The following is an 18,581-nucleotide window of genomic DNA, read 5'->3' on the forward strand; positions in this document are numbered from 1 at the left end:
AAGACCTAGCGGAAATCCCGCGAGGGCACGCCGAGCCCGGCCCACAATCTGCTTAAGTCCTCGAGGCGTCCGGCGATCACGTGGATCACGCTGCCCTCGCGCTCCAGATGGCCGGTGACCTTCAACAGCCGGGCGTTCAACAGCGCCTGGCGCTGGGCCTTGGCGGTGTCCTTCCACACCACCACGTTGACGTTGCCGGTCTCGTCTTCCAGGGTCACGAAGGTGACCCCGGAGGCGGTGCCCGGCCGCTGGCGGGTGGTCACCAGCCCCGCTACCTGGACCAGATGGCCGTGGTCCAGCTCGGCAAGCTCAGTGGCCTTGAGGCAACGCGCCAGTCCTTGCCGCGCCATCGAGGCCTGCTCGCGCAGCAACGCCATGGGATGGCGGGCAAGGCTCAGCCCCAGATGGCGAAAGTCCTCCTCGAGGTCAGCCTGCTCGCTGGGGGGCGCCAGCTCTGGGGTGGTGTCGTCGAGGATATCGGTCTCGCCCAGCGCCAGCGCCGGATCCGGCGCCAGCAGATTCCAGCGTGCCTGGTAGCGATGGCCGCCGAGGCTCGACAGCGCCCCGGCCGCCGCCAGCGCTTCCCACTCGCGGGCCGACATCGGCGCGCGACGCCTGGCCTCGGCGACGCTGGCATAGCCGTTGGCCGGACGCCTCGCCAGCAGGCAGTCGATGGCACCACGCCCCAGCCCCTTGACCAGGCGAAAGCCCAGTCGCAGGGCACCGTCCGGCTCCAGGGTGGCGTCCCAGTGGCTGGCATTGATGTCCACCGGACGCACCTCGACGTCGTGGCGGCGGGCATCCTGCACCAGCTGTGAGGGACTATAGAAGCCCATCGGCTGGCTATTGAGCAGGCCACAGCAGAAGGCCGCGGGGTGGTGACACTTGAGCCAGGCCGAGACGTACACCAGGTGGGCGAAGCTGGCCGCGTGGGACTCGGGGAAGCCGTACTGGCCAAAGCCCTCGATCTGGCGACAGATGGCGTTGGCAAACTCGTCGCTGTAGCCCCTGGCACGCAGCCCGGCGGTCAGCCGCTGCTGGTGCTCGGCGATGGTGCCGGCCCGTCGCCAGGCCGCCATGGCCCGCCGCAACTGGTCGGCCTCGCCACCGGAATAGCCCGCCGCCACCATGGCCAGCTTGATCACCTGCTCCTGGAAGATCGGCACCCCCAGGGTCCGCTCGAGCACGCCCCTGACCTCGTCGCTGGGATAGCTGACCTCCTCGATGCCGTCGCGACGCCGCAGGTAGGGATGCACCATGTCGCCCTGGATCGGCCCTGGACGAACGATGGCGATCTCGATCACCAGGTCGTAGTAGTTGCGGGGCTTCAAGCGCGGCAGCATGTTCATCTGGGCACGGCTCTCCACCTGGAAGACGCCGACGCTGTCCCCGCGACTGAGCATGGCGTACACCTCAGGATCATCCCGGGGCACCCGGGACATCGCCATGGCCTGATGCTCGCCATCGCCCTCGCCATCGTCGTCGCCCTCGCCCGTGCTCTCGAAGCAGCGCCTGTCGTCGTCCCTGTGTTCACCTCCGTCAGACAGCAGCGCCAGGGTCTTGCGAATGGCGGTCAGCATACCCAGCGCCAGCACGTCGACCTTGAGCAGCCCCAGACTCTCCAGGTCGTCCTTGTTCCACTGGATCAGGGTACGCCCTTCCATCGCGGCGTTCTCCACCGGCACCAGCTCGTGCAGCGGCCCGCGCGAGATCACGAAGCCCCCCACGTGCTGAGACAGGTGGCGGGGAAAGCCCAATAGCTGCTCCACCAGCTCGACCAGATGGCGCAGCAGTTCCGGGACGGCGGTGGAGGCGGCCTCTTCACCTCCGCCGCCTACCGGCTCCCCCACCGTCTGCTTGAGCGCCTCGAGCCAGGCGCCCTCGCCCTCGCGTCGATCCAGCCGACTGGCGAGCCAGGCCAGATAGCCCGGTTGCAGCCCCAGCGCCCGCCCCACGTCCTTGAGTGCACTTCTGGGGCGGTAGCTGATCACAGTGGCGGCAAGCCCGGCCCGCTCGCGGCCGTAGCGCCGATAGATGTACTGGATCACCTCCTCGCGGCGCTCGTGCTCGAAGTCCACGTCGATATCCGGCGGCTCGTCGCGCTCCTCGGAAATAAAGCGTTCGAACAGCAGCTGCACCTGACGCGGGTCCACCTCGGTGATAAACAGGCAGTAACAGACCACCGAATTGGCCGCCGAGCCACGCCCCTGACACAGGATGCCCTGACGGCGGGCGAAGGCGACGATGTCCTCGATGGTCAGAAAGAACGGCTCGTAGGCCATCCTGGCGATCAGCTCAAGCTCGCGGGCGATCTGCTCGGCGATATCCGAAGGCGTACCCTCCGGGAAGCGTAGCCGCTCGCCCTGGCGCACCTTGTGCGCCAGCCAGGACGACGGCGTATGGCCGTCGGGGACCAGTTCCTCGGGGTACTCGTAGCGCAGCTCGCCGGGATCGAAACGACAGCGCTCGGCGATACGCAGGCTTTGTTCGAGCAGCGCAGGCGCGAAACACTGCGCCAGCCGCGACAGGGGTCGCAGGCAGCGCTCGGCGTTGGGCTCCAGCAGAAAACCGGCGCGCTGCACGCTGGTGCGATGCCGAAGTGCGGTCAGCACGTCCTGCAATCGCTTGCGGCTCGGCTGGTGCATCAGGACGCCACCGCTGGCGACCAGCGGCAGGCCGGCGGCACTCGCCAGCCTCATCCGCCTTGTCAATCGCTCCTCCTCGCTTGCCAGGAAGTGGCGCTGGACCATCACCCAGCAGCGCCCGTCGAAGCGTTGCTTTAGCCCGTCCATTCTCTCCCGAGTCCGGGCGTCGTCGTTGCCCGGCAGGTACAGCAGCAGACAGTCCTCGAGCGCCTCCAGGTCCTCCCAGTCGAGACGATAGCTGCCCTTGGGCGCACGGCGACGGCCCAGGGTGATCAGCCGGCACAGGCTGGCGTAGCCGCAGCGGTTCTCGGCCAGCACGACCACGACTTCGTCGGCCAGGCGAAACTCGGCACCGACGATCAGCGCGATCCGGTGGTCTCGGGCAGCCTCCCAGGCGCGCACGATGCCGGCCACCGAGCACTCGTCGGTGATCGCCAGGGCGCGATAGCCAAGCTCGGCGGCGCGGGCGACCAGCTCATGGGGGTGAGACGCGCCCTTGAGAAAGGTGAAGTTGGACAGGCAATGTAGCTCAGCGTAGCCAGGGCCCGGGGCGACTTCGGCAGCGTCAGGTGGCTCGCCGACACGCTCAACCGAACCAGCCATGCAACCACCATTGCGACTCGGCGTCGCGAAAGACCCAGCCGTGGCGACCGTCCGGCCAGCAGGCCACGTGATAGTCACGTCGCGCCGGGGCCTGGTCCCACCAGCCGCTGGCCAGTCGCTCGGGCCCGGCGACCCAGACCAGACGCTCGAGGGTCGCCGGCGTCAACGGCTCGGGGTGTTCCAGCAGCCAGGCCGGATGGTTGGCGCTCTGGATTTCAGACGGGGGCCTGCGGGCGGTCCCCGGCTGCGCTACCAAGCGGGAGGCTCGTTCGGGGCGATGATCCTCCAGCGCCATGGGCTGCAACACGGCGCCATCACCGAGACGAGAACGCAACCGGCTGAACAGTGCCTCGGGGGTGTCTCTGGGCGGCGCCGCCTGAAACAGGTCCGTTGCCACCTCTTGCAGGCTAGCTACCTCGCTGACCTCCAGGCGCAGGCGCAACACCGGCGCGTCCAGCACCACTGATTCCAGACGCAGCCGGCACAGCTCGAGCCAGGCCTCCGCCGCCTGCTCGCCCCCGGCGTGCCCCACGCTCAGGTCCTGAGCCCCTTCCCGGTGATACAGGGTCAAGGTCAACGACAATGCCTTGACGCAACGCACCTTGAGAAAGCCCTCGAGCTCCGCCAGCAGGCGCCGCAGGGGAAACACGATGCCGGCGGCCAGCTCGATCTCATGGACCAGCTCCCGCTCACGATCGAAGCGAGGCGGCGGCGCGAATACCGGCGGGGGATCGGCGACCTCGCCGGTCAAGCGCTGAAGGTAGCGCCGCAGGTCTGTCCCCAGGCGCGAGGCCAGCGAGGCTGGCGGCAGCACAAGCAGGTCGTTGAGGTGCGTAAACCCGAGTCCCTTGAGGCGCGACTGCTGGCGTGCGGACAGCCCCAGCCGGTCGAGGCGAAGCCTGCCGAGCCTGGCCATATGCTCCGCCTCGCCTTGGCCGCAATAGCCCCCCGTCCGGGCCAGCAGGCAGGCGGCCAGCGGGGTATGCCCGGTGGCGCTGGACACCTCAAGCTCCAGGGTCGCCAATTCTTCGTGCAGGCGTCGCCACAGTCCCTCGAGTCCACCGAAGTAGTCGAGCATCGAGGCGATCTCCATCACCACCCCCCAGGACGAGGCGTTCTCCCCCGTCGGCTCGAGACTGACCCGGGCGCTGAAGCGGGCACACCATAGCGCCAGCCCTTCGAGACGACGTCGGCTCACCTCAGGATCCGGCGTCAACAGCCGGAGTCCTGGCTCCAGACATAGTGCCGCACTGATCGTCATGCCCGGCCGCACACCGGCCTGCCAGGCCCCGGCCGAGACCAGGGCGATACGCTCCCCGTCCTCGCACAGCAGCGCGAGGGGTCCGTCATCGCCGGCGCTCAGCACCTCAAGCCCAAGCTGCGGACAGTGAAGGCATAGCCACAGCCCCTTCATGATCGCCCCACACCCTTGCGCTCGGAGACGAGCAACACGGGGCGGGATCGATGTTCCCCACTGGGTGCGCACGGCAGCGAGGTCGGCCGCGGGCTCGGGGGCGACAGTCTCGAGTCGGCCAGGATGATATCGATGGCCCTGGCAGGCATGGCCCCCTTGCGCTTGAAGGCATGGACCTCGATGCGCTTCGACAAGGGCGCCGTCTCGTCACCGCTGCTCTGGTCAGGAGCCGACAGCCGCAGTCGCCAGGGGGCCACTGACCCTTGCCTGGCGAAGTCGGCCGGTCGAATCAGCGCGCCATGGCCGCCGCCTGACGCCACGGCGAGCTGCAGCCGCCGCAGCCATTGCCCCTGCACCGCGGCGAACCAGCCCAGCACCAGATCGCAGCAGCCGCTCTTCAATGCCTGCTCCATGGCCCACAGCCGCTGCCTGGGATGGCGGGTACGCACGATGACCAGACGCGACAGATCCAGGCCCGCCGCCGCCAGGGCCGCCGCATGAGGCTGCCAGGGTGGGTCAAACCATACCACCCGCTCGCAGCGGTGCATCAGCGGAAGCAATAGACGAATCTCGCCGCAACCCGCTCGATCCAGCAGCAGTTCCAGCAGCTCTCCCCGGGGCCAGCCACCGCCGAGCACCTTGTCCAGAGCCTCGACCCCGGTGGAGATCCCGCGCCTCGTGTCGCCCTCTGGCTGATCACGGTGCCACTGTCGCCGCGCCCGCCAGACGCTGCCTCGCTGCATCAAGCGCGAGAGGTCATCACTTGCGTTGTCACGGGCCTGGTTGTCTGCTGCCTTCATCGCTCCTCTCCCGCTCCTGTCCCGCTCAACTGGCCTGCTGAACTGGCCTGCTGAACTGGCGTTCTCTGCTGGCGTTCTCTGCCGAGCTGCGCTCCTGGCCCGCTAGATACTCCAGCCCGGCTCAGATTTCTAACCCAGGTTTCTGGTCCAGGTTTCTGGCCCACGCTGGCCTTACCGGCCGGACGCCGATACACCAAATGCTGTTATTTTATACAGTACTCGCCCAATGCCAAGTCGGCAATGCAGCGCCAAGGCAATCTGACGATGGGTCAGGAAAGCGGCACATCCGCTCACACCAGCACAGAAGCGCCACGGGGGCTCCCCGGGGGAGGGGTATGGTGGTCGTAGAAGGTTGTCACAGCTCAAGTTTGGCTTGCGATAGCTGTGAAATAGTCAGGCAGGTCTTTTCTTCACCGCTGGACGTCATGACCATTCACCCCCCCACGACACCGCCATGCACCCCAGAGACCACGGTAGAAATCCGGGTCCGCGGCTGTGTGCAGGGTGTGGGGTTTCGTCCGACGGTATGGCAACTGGCCAACCGGCTAGCGCTGGTCGGTGAGGTGCTCAACGACGGTGAAGGCGTGCTGATCCGGGCAACCGGCCCCAGTGAACGCCTCGAGAGCCTGATCGAACAACTCAAGCGCGACCCGCCCCCACTGGCACAGATCACCGACATCGAGGTTCGCTCGGGCCTGGCGCCGCTGCACCGAGTCGGCTTCACCATCGTCGATAGTCTCGAGGGCGCAACGCGCACCGATATCGCCGTGGACGCCGCCATCTGCGCAGCCTGCACAGAAGAAATACTGAGCCAGCACCAGCGACGCTCCGGTTACGCCCTGACCAACTGCACCCACTGTGGCCCGCGCCTGTCGATCATTCGTGACATGCCCTACGACCGGGCGGCCACCACCATGGCTGACTTTGCGCTATGCGAGTGCTGTCGCGCCGAATATCTGGATCCCGGCGACCGTCGCTTTCATGCCGAACCCATCGCCTGTCCGGCCTGCGGGCCCCAGGTGCGTCTGGTGGCGCTGGACGGCGGGCCCTGGCTGGCGGGCGAAGATGCCATCGAGACTCGCGCTGAATCTTCGCTCGAGGCTCCTATCGACCAGGCCGCCGCGCTGATCCGCCAGGGCCAGATCCTCGCCATCAAGGGTCTCGGCGGCTACCAGCTTGCCTGCGACGCCACCAGCACCGAGGCCCTCGAGCGCCTGCGACGACTCAAGCATCGCCCCACCCGACCGCTGGCGTTGATGGCAAAAGACCTGGAGATGGTCAGGCGTTATTGCCGGCTCGATGAGCTCGAACAACAGGCACTCTGCTCAGCCGCCGCGCCCATCGTGCTGCTCGAGCGGCGCCGTGACGAGGCCCCAGGCCGGCCACTCGCCGAGGCCCTGGCCCCGGGACTCGACCGGCTCGGCGTGATGCTGCCATCGACCCCCTTGCACGTGCTGCTGTGCCAGCGGCTGCCCTTTCCCATCGTGATGACCAGCGGCAACGTCTCCGGCGAGCCCCAACTGATCGACGATGGCGGACTCGTCGACAGCCTATCGACAATCGCCAGCCACGCCCTCACCCACGACCGCGCAATCGCCCGGCGTATCGACGATAGCCTGGTACAGCTGGCCGCCGGCAAGGTGCGCATGCTGCGTCGTGCCAGGGGCTACGCCCCGGCATCACTGCCGCTGCCGCCTGGCTTCGAGGACATCTCGCCGGGGCTTGCCCTGGGTCCGCAACAGAAGGCCACCTTCTGCCTGGTGGATGACCAGCGCGCAATCCTGTCCCCGCATCAGGGTGACCTGGACGACGCCGCCACCCTCGACGACTACGAACGCAATCTTGACGACTTCCTGACGCTTTACGACCACCGTCCCGCCTGGCTGGCCTGCGACACTCACCCGGACTACCGTACCAGCGGCATGGCTCGGCGAATGGCCGACGACGCCGGCCTGCCACTCGATGCCATCGGCCATCACCACGCCCATATCGCCGCCTGTCTGGCCGACAACGGCTATCCTCGCGACGCCGCTCCGGTACTGGGGATCGCCCTGGACGGCCTGGGCCTTGGCGAGAATGGCGGCCTGCGGGGCGGTGAGTTCCTGCTGGCGGATTATCGCCATTGCCAGCGGTTAGGTTCTCTCAAGTCCGTGGCCATGCCGGGGGCCGGCGCCGCCTCCCGCGAGCCCTGGCGCAACCTCTTGGCGCAGCTCATCGCCGGTCCCGGCCTTGCCGCCCTCAAGCGCCGCCACCCAAACCTTGGCGTACTGAAGCGACTGCAGCAGAAGCCGATCGATACCCTGAGTGGGATGATCGAGGCCGGGATCAATAGCCCCCTCGCCTCCTCCTGCGGGCGCCTGTTCGACGCCGTCGCCGCCGCCCTGGAGCTGTGCTTCGATCGCCAGCACCACGAAGGCGAAGCGGCCATGGCCCTGGAAGCCCTGGCCGCCCGCGCGCTGACACCGACCCCGCCGCCTACGTCACGCACCTCTGGCGCCATTGCGCCGTATCCCTTCTCCCTTCACAGGGAGCAAGGCGGTCACCGGACCCTCGATCCGGCACCGATGTGGACGGCGCTGTTTGACGACCTGGCCGCCGGCAAGGACGCCACGCTGATCGCGGCGCGCTTTCATCTGGGACTGGCCAAGGGGCTTGGCGAGGTCGTTGGCGAGATGCTGGGCGACGTCGATGGCGACATGCAGGACGACGCACGTGACGAAGTCTCTAACGACCATGCCCGGCGCCTCTCCAGCACGCGCAACGTCAAGACCGTCGCGCTGAGCGGCGGCTGCTTTCACAACCGCACCCTGCTGGAACTGACGCTTAAGTGCCTCGCCCCCCTGCCTGTTCGAGTGCTGACCCACCGCCAGGTGCCGGCCAACGACGGCGGCATCGCCCTGGGCCAGGCGCTGATCGCGGCAGCACGGCGTCATCCGCTGGCCTCCGACCAGGCGTCGGATAGTCTGACCTCGGCAGCCTCAGCAATCTCGGCAACCTCAGCAACCTCGACGATCTCGACAACAACAACCGTTCCCTCCATTGCCACTGTCACTACCGCCACCACGGCATCCAATAACGCACAGGAGACCGCCCATGTGTCTGGGAATTCCAGGACAGATCATTTCCCTCGATGACGCCGACGCGCGGCTCGCCACGGTGGACGTGAGCGGGGTCCGACGCCAGATCAACATCGCCTGCATCGTCGATGACGACCACCCGCCCGAACACTGCGTGGGCGACTGGGTACTGGTCCATGTGGGCTTCGCCCTGAACCGTATCGACGCCGAGGCTGCGGCGCGCACCCTCGAACTGCTGGACGAACTAGGCGATACCCACGAGTTCGACGCCCTGACCTTGACCGGCGACCAGGAGGTCTCTTCATGAAATTCATCGACGAATTCCGCGATCACGCCCGCGCCCGGCAGATCCTCGAACACATCACCACCCTGGTCGCCCGCCTGGCCGAGCAGCGTGGAGGCCCGGTGCGCATCATGGAGGTCTGTGGGGGCCACACCCACGCGATCTTCCACTATGGGCTGGAGGCCATGCTGCCGCCGGAACTGGAGCTGATCCACGGCCCCGGCTGCCCGGTGTGCGTGCTGCCGATGGGTCGCGTCGATGACTGCGTCGCCATCGCCGAGCGTCCCGAGGTGATCCTCGCCACCTTCGGCGACGCCATCCGGGTTCCCGGCTCACGCAAGAGCCTGATTCAGGCCAAGGCCGACGGCGCCGATGTGCGCATCGTCTACTCCCCCACCGACGCCCTGGCACTGGCCCGCAAGCATCCGGATCGGGAGGTAGTGTTCTTCGGCCTGGGCTTCGAGACCACCATCCCCTCCACCGCCCTGACCATCGCCCAGGCCGCGCGCGAAGGGGTCGACAACTTCTCGGTGTTCTGCAACCACATCACCATCATCCCGACGCTCAAGGCGATCCTCGACAACCCTGACCATCGCCTGGACGGCTTTCTCGGACCGGGGCACGTGTCGATGATCATCGGCACCGATCCCTACCGCTTCATCGCCGAGCACTATGGCTGCCCGGTGGTGGTCTCTGGCTTCGAGCCCCTGGATATCCTGCAGTCGCTGCTGATGGTCGTTCGTCAGCTCCACGATGGCCGCGCCGAGGTCGAGAACCAGTACCAGCGTCTGGTGACCAGCGACGGCAACCTCACCGCCCTGGAGGCCTTCCATCAGGTCTACGAGCCCCGCGAGAACTGCGAGTGGCGCGGGCTTGGATCGATCGCCGAGTCAGGTGTCCAGATCAAGGCCGCCTACGGCGCCTACGATGCCGAACGCAAGTTTGCCGTGCCCAACCAGCAGGTGGCCGACCCCGACAGCTGCCGCTGTGGCGACGTGCTCACCGGTAATCTCAAGCCCTGGCAGTGCGAGCTGTTCGGCAAGCGTTGCACACCGGATCAACCCCGGGGCGCGCTGATGGTCTCCAGCGAAGGCGCCTGCGCTGCCTACTATCAATACGGCGGGGGCAACGTCGATAGCCCGAACCACAGCACAAGCCAGGCCGAATCATGAGCGATACGACGCGACGACAGCTTCCCACCCTTGCCGCCCGCGCGGTGACCCAGGCCCACGGAGGCGGCGGCAAGGCCATGAAGGACCTGATCGATGACGTCTTCGTCAGGGAATTCACCGCGCTTCCCGAGGTGCTCGAGGACCAGGCGCGGCTGGAGCTGGCCGAGCTGGCATGCCTGGGCGACCGGCTGGCCATGACCACCGACGGCTTCGTGGTCGACCCGCTGTTCTTTCCCGGTGGTGACATCGGCAAGCTGGCGGTGTGCGGCACCGTCAACGACCTGGCCGTGGGGGGCGCCCATCCCCGCTACCTGTCCTGCGCGGTGATCCTGGAAGAAGGCCTGCCGATCGATGACCTGAGGCGCATCGCCCGCTCCATGGCCACGGCGGCCCGCGAGGCCGGGGTCGAGATCGTCACCGGTGACACCAAGGTGGTCGAGCGCGGGGCCTGCGACGGCGTCTTCATCACCACCACTGGCATCGGCGTCATTCCCGCCGAGCGTAAGCTCGGTATCGAGCGCATTCAGGCCGACGACGTGATCATCGTCAACGGCTGGCTCGGCGATCACGGTGCCGCCATCCTGGCGGCCCGTGGCGACCTGTCGCTGGACACCGACCTGGAGAGCGACTGCGCCTCCCTCAATGGCCTGATCGAGGCACTGCTGGCCGCCGCCCCCGAGACCCGCTGCCTGCGTGACGCCACCCGGGGCGGCGTCGCCACGGTGCTCAACGAGATGGCCGATGCCTCCAGGCTTGCCATCGAACTCGACGACCTGGCCCTGCCGCTGCGCAAGGAGGTCCGGGGGATGTGCGAGATTCTGGGCCTGGATCCACTGTACCTGGCCAACGAAGGCAAGCTGGTAGCGGTGGTGCCCGCGGCTCAGGCCGAGGCGGCCCTGGTCGCCCTGCGCGGGCATCCGCTGGGAAAGGAAGCCGCGATCATCGGTCAGGCACTGGTCGGCAAGCCGGGACGGGTGACGCTGCGCACCGGCTTTGGCGGCCAGCGCATCGTCGACATGCTGGTGGGAGAGCAGCTACCGCGCATCTGCTGATGCGGTGCTGACACGCTGATGGTGGTCTGCTCAGGGCCGATTCGAATCTCGGCCTATTCGGGGTCTCCGGCCGCCTCGCCGATCCCGTAGCGTTGCAGCTTGGCCCTCAGGCCGATGCGCGATAGCCCCAGTTCACTGGCGGTACGCGACTTGTTGCCGCCATGACGCTCGAGCGCCCGGGCCAGGCAGCTCGCCTCCAGGCGTTCGACCCGTTCGCGCAGGGTGCCGGCGTCCTCGTCGTCCTCGTCGTCCTCGACCGGATCGGCCGTCGTATTCGCTTTCGGCGGCTCAGGCAGGTCCTGGCGCCGCTCGACTGGCGCCTGACGCCATTCATCGGTTCGCAGGTGCGGCGCCAGCAGTTCGACGCCAAGCTTCTCGCCGGTCGCCAGCATCACCATGCGGGTGATCTGGTTTTCCAGCTCGCGCACATTGCCGGGCCAGGTGTAGGCGCACAGACACGCCATCGCCTCCTCGGTGAAGCCGCCGACCCGGACCCCATGGCGGGAGGCAATCTGCGCCAGCAGCACCTCGGCCAGGGCCGCGATATCACAGGCGCGCTCGCGCAGCGGTGGCAACTGAACCGGGGCCACCGTCAGGCGATGGTAGAGGTCCTCCCGGAAGCGTCCCGCCGCCACCTCGGCCATCAGATCCCGATTGGTCGCGGCGATGACCCGAACGTCCAGCTGACGCACCTCGTTGGAACCCACCGGGCGCACTTCCCCCTCCTGCAGAAAGCGCAACAGGCGCAGCTGAAAGGCGCTGGAGGTGTCACCGATCTCGTCCAGCAGCAGGGTGCCCTCGTGGGCCCGCTCCAGCAGTCCGACGCGGCTTGAACTCGCCCCGGTGAAGGCCCCCTTGCAGTGGCCGAACAGCTCGCTCTCCAGCAGTTCATCGGTCACCGCGCCGCAGTCCAGGGCGTAGAAAGGCATCTCCGAGCGCAGGCTGCTGGCGTGGATCGCCCGGGCCATCAACTCCTTGCCGGTGCCGCTTTCTCCTGTCACCAGGACCGGCACGTCGAAGCCGGCGATGCGCGCCGCCATGTCGCACAGCGGCTCCAGCGGCGACCCCGGCGCCCGGATGATCGTCTCGAAGCCCCCCGCCTCGCGCATCCGCCGGCGGTGGGCCGCCAGCCGCGCCTGAACGGTCGGCTGGTACAGGGCACGCTCCGCGCGCAGCCGCCGACACTCCCGCTCGAGCTGATACTGACGCAGGGCGACGTCGATGGTTCGCGCCACCACCTCGACCGGACTGCGGCGACAAAGCAAGTGAAACGCCTCGGGCCAGTCACCGACCGAGGTGGGCCCATGATCGGCGATCACCAGACACTGCACCTCGGGCCAGCGATGGGCCAGTTCCCTGGCCCAGCCACCGTCAGGGGACAGCCCCGTGCCCCTGGCGGCGTCGCCCTCAGGTGCAAGCTCGACAATCACCAGCCCGACCCACTCGGACACCAGCAGCGCCCGAGCCTCTTCCCAGTGCGTCGCCCTCAGGCACTCCAGGCGCCCTTGCATGACGCCCTCGAGCGAGCCGATTCGCTCGCTGGCGACACCGACCACCAGCACACTGGGCAGCGACTCGGCGGCAACACCGCGTCCATCGAACAGCGGACCCTCGACCAAGGTGGACATGGCGACCCCTAGCGCTGCTCAAGCATGGCAAGGTGCTGGCGCGCCCGGCTCAAGGCGCGCTGCCTGAGCGCCTCACGGCGTGCGTCGATCCAGTCGAGCCAGGCGTCCATGCCCTCACCGCTGGTGGCCGACAGCCGCAGGATCTCGAGTTCTGGATTGATCCGACGGGCGTAGGCTTCGCAGGCGTCCATGTCGAAGTCGACATGGGGCGCCAGATCGACCTTGCTCAGCAGCATCAGTGAGGCGGCGGCGAACATGTGCGGGTACTTGAGCGGCTTGTCCTCGCCTTCGGTCACCGACAGGATCACCACCTTGGCGTCCTCGCCCAGATCGAAGCCCGCCGGACACACCAGGTTGCCCACATTCTCGATAAACAACAGGCCAAGCCCGGGCGGACTTACCTGGGGCAGCGCCCGTTCGACCATGGAGGCGTCGAGATGGCAGCCCTTGCCGGTATTGACCTGCAGCGCCGGCACCCCGGTCTCGCGAATGCGCCGGGCGTCATTGGCGGTCTGCTGGTCGCCCTCGATCACCGCCATCCCCTCGGCACCGAGCCGACGGATGGTGTCCACCAGCAGCGTGGTCTTGCCGGAACCCGGGCTCGACACCAGATTCAGCGCCAGCACGCCGTCGGCCTCGAGGCGCTGACGATTGCCCTCGGCGATGGCGTCATTGCGGGCCAGGATGTTGGTCTCGATCTCTACCAGACGGCGTTGCGACATCCCCGCCACCTCGACCCCGGCGGGGCCTGCGCCACAGTCCAGACTCACCTCGGTAGCGTGCCCTGCAGGGCCATGCACCTGGGCATGATCATGAGGGTGGGCATGGTCATGAGAGTCGCCGTGGGCGTGCTCGTGGGAATGAGCGTGAGCGTGCTCGTGATCGTGGGAATGAGAGTGGGCGTGCTCGTGAGAGTGAGAATGCCCGTGGTGGTGGGGATGAGTGTGCTCGTGGTCGTGAGGGTGAGCGTGGGAATGAGCGTGCTCGTGGGAATGAGCATGCTCGTGATGATGGGCGTGACTCTGGTCACCGCTTTCGGCGCATCCGCAGACGGTACACATCAGACAACCTCCAGTTCCTTGACGCGAAGTTCCTCTCCGCCGGTCACGTGCAGACGGGCGCTGGAACACAGGGGGCAATCGTCGCCACGCTGGGCAATATCCACCGTGCGATTGCAACCGAAACACCAGGCCGTGGCCGGTATGTTGACGATATCCAGCGTCGCCCCTTCGGCGACGGAGCCACGGGTGGACAGATCGAAACCGAACGCCAGGGCCTCGGGCTCGACGCAGGACAAGGCCCCGATCTCGAGACACACCCGGGTCACCTTCTCGAACGCCTGGACGCTGGCCTGCTCCTCGATCAGTTCGACGATGCTCTGACACAGGCTCAATTCGTGCATGATGACCTCCCCCCTGGCGGCCCTGCCTTCCGGCACGGCGCCTGCGAAGGCGCCTGGCACAGCGCTTCACTCAACTCCTGCCACACCACCGGCAGACAGGGATCAGCACAGCTCAGCGCCATCGCCACCCGCTGCCGGGCCCGGTTGTCGCCATCACTGAGGCCATGACTGTAGCCATGGCACTCGCCCTGGCCGTGGGCGGATTCCAGCAAGCGGGAAAGAAAGCCCTGTTGCCGCTCGCCATCGGGGCCGACAGCACCATCGAGCATGGCATCGGTCGGGGTGATGATGTGGTAGTCGACGACCCGGTCGTCCCGGCACGCCACCCGATGCACCAGGCGTCCCCGGGCGGCCTCGGCCCAGCCACTGCCATCGGCGGCGCGCCCGCAGCGTGGCTTGCCGGCATCGCTGCTTTCCCCAGCGGTGCAGTTGCCAGCGCCGGCGCGCAGCGCAAGTATCAACTGCGCCACCTCCACCACCCGCGCCAGCATCCGCGCATACAGGCTCCAACCATCCCGCGCGATGACGCCGCCTAGCGACGCATGCCCGGCCACGCGACCCACGAAGGTGGGGTCGTCCGCCACAGCGATTCTCCCGAACTCCCGCGGCCAGTCGGCGACCTGGCGCAACACCTCGGCGGGCCGACTCGGCGCTCGCTCAAGCCACGCCTCGATATCCTCCAGTGCGCGCTCGGCCGGACCGGCGAACACCCGCGCCTCCAGCACCTCCAGCGTGGTCAGCGAAAGCCCCGCCAGCCCCTTCAGGGAGTCGGCATCCATCGCCATCCCCAGCACCCCCGGCCAGTCCCGCAGCATGACCAGGCCATGCTCGCGCAGCGTCTCGAGCTGGATATTGCGGTGGCAGTCAGGGGCAAGCGGCAGGTCCATGGCCTTGGCCGCCGCTGCGCTCTGGGCGGCGGCGCACAGGTTGTAGAGACACCCCACCATGGTCATGGCCTCGTGACGATTTCGATCGATCAGCCACTGGGTCGGCATCCGTCCTCGCTGACTCACGCGAAACCCCGACTCGCCCCCGGGGTTGTGGCCGTGACTGATGATCAGCGTCGGCATCATGACGACTCGTCCTCGTCCCCTGGCGCAGAATCCAAGGACGCTCCGCTGCTGGAGACGGCTTTGGTGCCGGCAGTGGTGCCCGACGTGCGCCCGGTCAGGAAGTCTCGCCGAGACTCGAGCCCAGGCGCCGGGGGTGACCACTGGCTTACGCCAGCTTCGCCACCGCTGCCTAGGGGTTCGGGGTCGGCCGAGGGCGCCGCGGTGCTTTCAGCCTCCGCGTCAGCGTCAGCATCTGCCCCGGCGATACCCTCCTCCCCGGCCACGCTCAGCGCGGCGATATCCGCGTGGCGATCCGTCTCGGCACGGTGGGCCGGATCGAACAGCGCCTCCATGGCGGCACGCGCCACCTCGGTGGCGTAAGCCTGGCTTGCAAACTCGCTCATGTCGGAAAACAGCGAACAGGCCAGGAAGGCGCCCACCGGCACCCGGGTATTGAAGATGAATTCGTAGTCGCCGGAGGCAAAGGAGTAGACCCGCTTGTCACCGGGACGCAGGCACTGGACGTCGTCATCGGGACCTGGGATCACCACCAGATTCATCAGCCAGGGCGCGACCAGGATGCCCAGCAGCCCGCCCTCCCAGGGGATAAACCCCACCGCCTCGACGTGCAGCGACAGATTGTTGAAGGGGGAATCCTTCATGCCGGTGGTCTGGATCTCGCGAAAGGTCTCGACCAGTCGCTTGACGGCGCCCATATCCGCCGTCGCAGCCCCGGCGGGTGTGGCGAGTGCGGCGGGCGCGGCGGCCGCCCCCCCGACGCCCTGCCGACCATCCAGTACCATAAACTGGTTGCGCTCACCGTCACACTGGGGGCAGCGCCAGTCCTGGGGCAGCGCCGAGAACGGCGTCCCCGGCTCGACCTGACGGACGGCGTCACCGACGGCGGGGTCATAGCAGTACCAGCAGATCTTGCACTCGAGCCGGGCGTCGTCGTCCAGACGCGCCAGGTCTCCGAGAAACGAACCTTCGAATCGTGCCGTCACGCCATCGCCTCCACTACCTGCTTGAGTCGAATCACCGAATCGGCGATGTCTTCGGCCGCCGCGCAGGCCACCTCGGGCACATCGGAGACTTCGATGACGTCCAGAATCAGCGAGTCCTGGGAATTGAAGTAGCGCACCCGCCAGACGTGATCGAGGGCGGTGCTGTCGATACGACAGTTGCCGTAGCCCCGCGACAGGATGGTGACCTCGCCCCGACCCAGCGCCTCGTCCAGATAGGCCAGATCCTCCGGGGTATGGGGCAACAGCGACAGGTTGATGGCATAAGGCTCGCCACCCGGGACACGCTCCTCGCAGCGCTCGATCAGCTCCGAGATGATAAAGGGTCCGTTGACCACACCCTGGCCGGCCTCCGGCGGGCAGAAGATGCGCTGCTGGCGGCATTGCCCCACCGCCAGGGGCACCACGCCGATCTCGATATGTTCCCGCACACTGCCCGAGGCGTGATCCACGTCACGGGAGGTCACCCGCCACAGACCGGCGAAGACCGACTCCTGAATCTCGACGGCGCCAGCACCGGTACCAGTGCCACCCACCTTGATCGCGACCTCACCCTCGCCGAGCGCATCGGCCAGCGCCTTGCGATTCTCGGCATCTAGCGACGGCAGCTCGACCATCAGGTTGCCGCCCTCCGGCGTCCACTGGGCGGCCCTGTCGGCCAGAGCGCTGAGGGCATCCAGCGCCGGCCGGATGCGCTCGGGGTCCTCCACCTCGGGAAAGCTCGGCTGAAAGGTGCTCATTCCCGATGGCATCGGCAGGTAATCGAGCACGGCCTCCTCGGGCTGGCTGCCAGGCCCGATACCCGGCGATGACGGCATGAATCCCTGGGTCATGTTCGAACACTCCCGTCGCGAGCGATGATATTGGCGCTGGCAGACGTCCCTTGCAGAATGGCGTGGATCTCGCCAAGGTAGTCGTCCCAGTCGCGCACCTTCGAGATCACACCGGTCATCCGCCCGTCCTGGAAAAACAGCAGTGAAGGCACCGGCCACACCTGAAAGCGTTCGCGGGTGGCGTCTTCTTCCGCGCGATCCACCACCGCGGACTTGAAGCGCCCCGGGAAGGCCTTGACCAGCTCCGGCAGAATGGCGGCCACATCGTTGGTCTCGAGGTTGGTGGCCGGATCGCCACTGAGAAACAGCACCCGGGCGCCTGGCCCCGTCACGAAGGCCGCCAGTTTCTCCCCGGCGAGGCAGGGATAGTCCAGTTCATTGATCAGCCGGTGCAATGGCCCCGTCATTGGCGTGACTCCCTTGTCGCTCACTTGTCGCTCACTCGCTTGTGTTGTCGATCACCCGCTTGCGTTGTCACCCGTGGCGTACTCACCCGGTGGAGGCACCCGCCTTGCGCGCCGCCTCCAGATGCGGCGGCAGGCGGGGTTCACCCTGCTCCAGGTCTGCAAACAGTCCCGCCTCGACCATCCCTCCCTCGGCCGCCATGGCCATGGCCTTTAACGCATCGCTGATGCGCAGCGCCTCATCGGCCTCCAGCACCCGGCGCGCCGCTCCCAGAAATACCAGCAGCCAATCGCCGGGGCTCACCGCCTCGACCAGGGAAATATCGACCTCTTGTCGATTCTCTGCCCCGTCGCTGACACAGATGGCGAGCGTCCCGCTGACCTCAAGCACCCGCATGGGAATGCCAATGCACATATCGCGGCTACTCCTTTACAGGGCTTTCGGTAACACCATCCCGCTCGCTTCCCGCCTCGCGAGACGGGTCGCCGTGCGCCCCGTCAGGATGGCCAAGGTCCCTCGCCAGAAAGCGCGGATCACCCACACGGCAGGCCTCGCGGGGCGAGGGACGCATGTTTTCGTAGTGGTGAAGGGCGAGAGCCGAAGGCGCCAGTTCGGCGATGGGGGCCTGGTGATCGCGGCTGTATCCGGGGCTGTGTTGAGAGCCGTGTTCGGGGCTCTGTTGAGAGCGAAGTTGGGGCCTGGCGCCCCAGGACGCCAGCTCATCGACCACCAGGCGGATCACCTCGTCGATTCGCGCGGCGATCTCCGGTCGCAGCGAGCCGCCATAATCGTCCAGCACCGAGGGCTGAACACCGACCAGCATCACCCGCTGTGGCTGCCAGCAGAGCAGCTGCGCCGCCGCCAGCACCTCCTGAAAGCCGGTCTGGTGCAGCGACATCTTCTTGGCGCCCATGAAACTCGGCACCGCGTCATCGCGCACCACATGCACACTGCCCGGGGCCAGGCCGTAGTCGATGGCATCGATGACCAGCAGGCACTCACAGGACTGCACGTAGGGCAACAGGTAGAGTCCCTGGGTCCCGCCATCCATCACGGTCACCGCCTCGGCAAACGTATAGCGCTGGTGAAGCGCCTCCACTGCGCGGACTCCGAAACCCTCGTCGGCCCACAGCACATTGCCGATACCCAGCACCAGAATCGATGGCGTCGCCTCGTGATCATCTGTCTTCATG

16 protein-coding genes are annotated in these 18,581 nt (G+C 67.3%); 4 read left to right on the forward strand and 12 right to left on the reverse strand.

What is annotated here, in order from left to right; genetic code table 11:
* Window positions 1–5: 5 nt before the first annotated feature.
* From C6W88_RS14190 to imuA, 3 genes are read right to left on the reverse strand one after another with little or no spacing between them, the layout of a single operon-like run.
* Entirely contained in the window at window positions 6–3,248 is a 3,243-nt protein-coding gene (locus C6W88_RS14190; RefSeq protein ID WP_108132921.1) for an error-prone DNA polymerase, read from the reverse strand.
* Window positions 3,232–4,662, reverse strand: a complete 1,431-nt coding sequence (locus C6W88_RS14195; protein ID WP_108132922.1) for a Y-family DNA polymerase — start codon at window positions 4,660–4,662, stop codon at window positions 3,232–3,234. The genes C6W88_RS14190 and C6W88_RS14195 overlap by 17 nt, the downstream gene beginning before the upstream one ends.
* Entirely contained in the window at window positions 4,659–5,462 is an 804-nt protein-coding gene (gene imuA, locus C6W88_RS14200) for a translesion DNA synthesis-associated protein ImuA (protein WP_108132923.1), read from the reverse strand. Before imuA ends, C6W88_RS14195 begins: the two co-directional genes overlap by 4 nt.
* A 425-nt stretch (window positions 5,463–5,887) precedes the next feature.
* Between imuA and hypF the strand changes: the two genes are divergently transcribed.
* The 4 genes from hypF to hypE are packed head-to-tail and all read left to right on the forward strand — an operon-like array spanning window position 5,888 to window position 11,046.
* Window positions 5,888–8,596 carry a carbamoyltransferase HypF gene (gene hypF / locus C6W88_RS14205; RefSeq protein ID WP_108132924.1) on the forward strand — a complete coding sequence of 903 codons (2,709 nt, stop codon included), beginning with the start codon at window positions 5,888–5,890 and terminating at the stop codon, window positions 8,594–8,596.
* Complete coding sequence (locus tag C6W88_RS14210; RefSeq protein WP_108132925.1) at window positions 8,556–8,846, forward strand: HypC/HybG/HupF family hydrogenase formation chaperone; 291 nt, start codon at window positions 8,556–8,558, stop codon at window positions 8,844–8,846. Before hypF ends, C6W88_RS14210 begins: the two co-directional genes overlap by 41 nt.
* Window positions 8,843–9,994, forward strand: coding sequence for a hydrogenase formation protein HypD (hypD, locus tag C6W88_RS14215; RefSeq protein WP_108132926.1), 1,152 nt, complete (start codon window positions 8,843–8,845; stop codon window positions 9,992–9,994). Before C6W88_RS14210 ends, hypD begins: the two co-directional genes overlap by 4 nt.
* A complete protein-coding gene (hypE, locus tag C6W88_RS14220) occupies window positions 9,991–11,046 on the forward strand; it encodes a hydrogenase expression/formation protein HypE (RefSeq protein WP_108132927.1) in 1,056 nt (351 codons plus the stop codon). The genes hypD and hypE overlap by 4 nt, the downstream gene beginning before the upstream one ends.
* 53 nt (window positions 11,047–11,099) lie before the next feature.
* On the opposite strand, the gene C6W88_RS14225 is transcribed toward hypE, so the two are convergent.
* The 9 genes from C6W88_RS14225 to C6W88_RS14265 all read right to left on the reverse strand — a co-directional run bounded on the left by C6W88_RS14225 (window position 11,100) and on the right by C6W88_RS14265 (window position 18,580).
* A complete protein-coding gene (locus tag C6W88_RS14225; RefSeq protein ID WP_108132928.1) occupies window positions 11,100–12,674 on the reverse strand; it encodes a sigma-54 interaction domain-containing protein in 1,575 nt (524 codons plus the stop codon).
* Window positions 12,675–12,682: 8 nt separating this feature from the next.
* Window positions 12,683–13,735, reverse strand: a complete 1,053-nt coding sequence (hypB, locus tag C6W88_RS14230; protein ID WP_108132929.1) for a hydrogenase nickel incorporation protein HypB — start codon at window positions 13,733–13,735, stop codon at window positions 12,683–12,685.
* Complete coding sequence (hypA, locus tag C6W88_RS14235; RefSeq protein WP_108132930.1) at window positions 13,735–14,076, reverse strand: hydrogenase maturation nickel metallochaperone HypA; 342 nt, start codon at window positions 14,074–14,076, stop codon at window positions 13,735–13,737. Before hypA ends, hypB begins: the two co-directional genes overlap by 1 nt.
* A complete protein-coding gene (locus tag C6W88_RS14240) occupies window positions 14,064–15,149 on the reverse strand; it encodes an uptake hydrogenase HoxC (RefSeq protein WP_108132931.1) in 1,086 nt (361 codons plus the stop codon). Before C6W88_RS14240 ends, hypA begins: the two co-directional genes overlap by 13 nt.
* Complete coding sequence (locus C6W88_RS14245) at window positions 15,146–16,132, reverse strand: [NiFe]-hydrogenase assembly chaperone HybE (protein ID WP_108132932.1); 987 nt, start codon at window positions 16,130–16,132, stop codon at window positions 15,146–15,148. The genes C6W88_RS14240 and C6W88_RS14245 overlap by 4 nt, the downstream gene beginning before the upstream one ends.
* Window positions 16,129–16,983: a hydrogenase expression/formation protein gene (locus C6W88_RS14250; protein WP_108132933.1), complete on the reverse strand. Its 855-nt coding sequence runs from the start codon at window positions 16,981–16,983 to the stop codon at window positions 16,129–16,131. The genes C6W88_RS14245 and C6W88_RS14250 overlap by 4 nt, the downstream gene beginning before the upstream one ends.
* Entirely contained in the window at window positions 16,980–17,390 is a 411-nt protein-coding gene (locus C6W88_RS14255; RefSeq protein WP_108132934.1) for a thioredoxin domain-containing protein, read from the reverse strand. The genes C6W88_RS14250 and C6W88_RS14255 overlap by 4 nt, the downstream gene beginning before the upstream one ends.
* Before the next feature lie 82 nt (window positions 17,391–17,472).
* On the reverse strand, window positions 17,473–17,802 hold the full coding sequence (locus tag C6W88_RS14260; protein ID WP_108132935.1) for a HypC/HybG/HupF family hydrogenase formation chaperone: 330 nt from the start codon (window positions 17,800–17,802) through the stop codon (window positions 17,473–17,475).
* 7 nt (window positions 17,803–17,809) lie between these two features.
* On the reverse strand, window positions 17,810–18,580 hold the full coding sequence (locus tag C6W88_RS14265; RefSeq protein ID WP_108132936.1) for a hydrogenase maturation protease: 771 nt from the start codon (window positions 18,578–18,580) through the stop codon (window positions 17,810–17,812).
* Between the last annotated feature and the right edge of the window lies 1 nt (window position 18,581).

The sequence above is a fragment of the Halomonas litopenaei genome (assembly GCF_003045775.1).
GTDB classification, from domain to species: domain Bacteria; phylum Pseudomonadota; class Gammaproteobacteria; order Pseudomonadales; family Halomonadaceae; genus Halomonas; species Halomonas litopenaei.

Bases quoted from the DNA above. Each gene is read 5' to 3' on its own strand.
- C6W88_RS14190 (WP_108132921.1), bottom strand. From the start codon at position 3,248: ATGGCTGGTTCGGTTGAGCGTGTCGGCGAGCCACCTGACGCTGCCGAA.
- C6W88_RS14240 (WP_108132931.1), bottom strand. From the start codon at position 15,149: ATGATGCCGACGCTGATCATCAGTCACGGCCACAACCCCGGGGGCGAG.
- C6W88_RS14210 (WP_108132925.1), top strand. From the start codon at position 8,556: ATGTGTCTGGGAATTCCAGGACAGATCATTTCCCTCGATGACGCCGAC.
- C6W88_RS14255 (WP_108132934.1), bottom strand. From the start codon at position 17,390: ATGACGGGGCCATTGCACCGGCTGATCAATGAACTGGACTATCCCTGC.
- hypF (WP_108132924.1), top strand. From the start codon at position 5,888: ATGACCATTCACCCCCCCACGACACCGCCATGCACCCCAGAGACCACG.
- imuA (WP_108132923.1), bottom strand. From the start codon at position 5,462: ATGAAGGCAGCAGACAACCAGGCCCGTGACAACGCAAGTGATGACCTC.
- C6W88_RS14225 (WP_108132928.1), bottom strand. From the start codon at position 12,674: ATGTCCACCTTGGTCGAGGGTCCGCTGTTCGATGGACGCGGTGTTGCC.
- C6W88_RS14260 (WP_108132935.1), bottom strand. From the start codon at position 17,802: ATGTGCATTGGCATTCCCATGCGGGTGCTTGAGGTCAGCGGGACGCTC.
- C6W88_RS14250 (WP_108132933.1), bottom strand. From the start codon at position 16,983: ATGACCCAGGGATTCATGCCGTCATCGCCGGGTATCGGGCCTGGCAGC.
- hypE (WP_108132927.1), top strand. From the start codon at position 9,991: ATGAGCGATACGACGCGACGACAGCTTCCCACCCTTGCCGCCCGCGCG.
- hypD (WP_108132926.1), top strand. From the start codon at position 8,843: ATGAAATTCATCGACGAATTCCGCGATCACGCCCGCGCCCGGCAGATC.
- hypA (WP_108132930.1), bottom strand. From the start codon at position 14,076: ATGCACGAATTGAGCCTGTGTCAGAGCATCGTCGAACTGATCGAGGAG.
- C6W88_RS14265 (WP_108132936.1), bottom strand. From the start codon at position 18,580: ATGAAGACAGATGATCACGAGGCGACGCCATCGATTCTGGTGCTGGGT.
- C6W88_RS14195 (WP_108132922.1), bottom strand. From the start codon at position 4,662: ATGAAGGGGCTGTGGCTATGCCTTCACTGTCCGCAGCTTGGGCTTGAG.
- hypB (WP_108132929.1), bottom strand. From the start codon at position 13,735: ATGTGTACCGTCTGCGGATGCGCCGAAAGCGGTGACCAGAGTCACGCC.